Here is a 1,328-nt window from a genome sequence, read left to right on the forward strand (position 1 = left end):
GAGCAATCGTCAAGACCTGTGGATCAAGGATTTCTAGGCGGCGATGGGTGGGGTGTCCTCCTCAGGTCGTTCGACGAGTTTGCCATTGACGAAGGTGGCCCCGGCGCGGACCAGGGCGACGAGGTGGGGGGCGTTGACCGCGCGCCAGCGGGCTTGGGCCGACTCGATCAGTTTGAAGGCCATGGCCAGCCCGGCAGCTCGTGAGCCCGGCCCTTTGGTGACCTTGGTGCGATGCCGGACGGTCGCGAAAGTGGACTCGATGGGGTTGGTCGTGCGCAGATGGATCCAGTGCTCGGCCGGGTAGTCGTAGAAGGCGAGCAACTCCGCCAGGTCGTCGGTGATCTTCGCGACGGCCTTGCCGTACTTGGCGCCGTAGGCGACCTCAAACGCCTTCACCGCAGCTGATGCGTGGTCCTTGTCTTCGGCGTTCCAGATCTCGGCCAGGGCCTTCTTCGCGCCGGGATGGGCAGACTTCGGGAGCGCCCCTAGCACATTAGCGATCTTGTGAAACCAGCACCTCTGGGCCTTGGCCTGCGCAAACACCTCACGCAGCGCGCCCCAGAAGCCGAGCGCGCCATCGCCGACGGCCAGCACCGGTGCTCTCATTCCGCGTCGTTTGCAGTCGCGCAGCAGATCGGCCCACGATTCGGTCGACTCCCGGTAGCCATCCGACAGTGCGATGAGCTCTTTGCGCCCGTCGGCGCGAACCCCGATCATCACCAGCAGACACAGCTTGTGTTCTTCCAGACGGATATTGACGTGGATGCCGTCGGCCCACAGGTAGACGTAGTCGACGCCGGACAGGTCGCGGGCGGCGAAGGTACGCTGCTCGCTCTTCCATTGCTCGGTCAGCTTGGTGATCACCGGCGCCGACAGCCCGGCCGTCGTGCCCAGGAAGCGCCCCAGCGCGGGCACGAAGTCCCCCGAGGACAGGCCGTGCAGATACAGCAGCGGCAGCACCTCGGTGATGCGTGGTGTCTTTCGCGCCCAGGGCGGCAGGATCGCCGAGGAGAACCGCTGCCGCTCGCCGGTGTCGGGGTCGGTGCGCTTGTCGTTGACGCGCGGGGCGACGACATCGATCGCGCCGGCCGCGGTCAGGATCTGCCGCGGCTGGTGGTGGCCGTTACGGACAACCAGGCGGCGGCCGTTGTCGTCACGCTCGTCGACGAAGGCGGCGATGTAGGCGTCCACCTCGGCTTGCAGCGCGGCGGCGAGCATCTTGCGGGCACCCTCGCGGACGAGCTGATCGATCAGCGAAGCCGACGACGTCGGCGAGGAGCCGGTCGGGCCGTCGCGGTCGTCAGCGGGGAACTCGGGCACTACGGTAA

At 66.9% G+C, this 1,328-nt stretch carries 1 protein-coding gene; it reads right to left on the bottom strand.

The genetic code is table 11. The annotated features are described in order from the left end of the window. Positions 1 to 33 precede the first annotated feature (33 nt). Positions 34 to 1,254 (bottom strand): IS256 family transposase, encoded by a 1,221-nt coding sequence (locus AC3EO4_RS55635; RefSeq protein WP_431904978.1) that lies wholly within the window; start codon positions 1,252 to 1,254, stop codon positions 34 to 36. Between the last annotated feature and the right edge of the window lie 74 nt (positions 1,255 to 1,328).

The sequence above is a fragment of the Nonomuraea sp. bgisy101 genome (genome assembly GCF_057708945.1).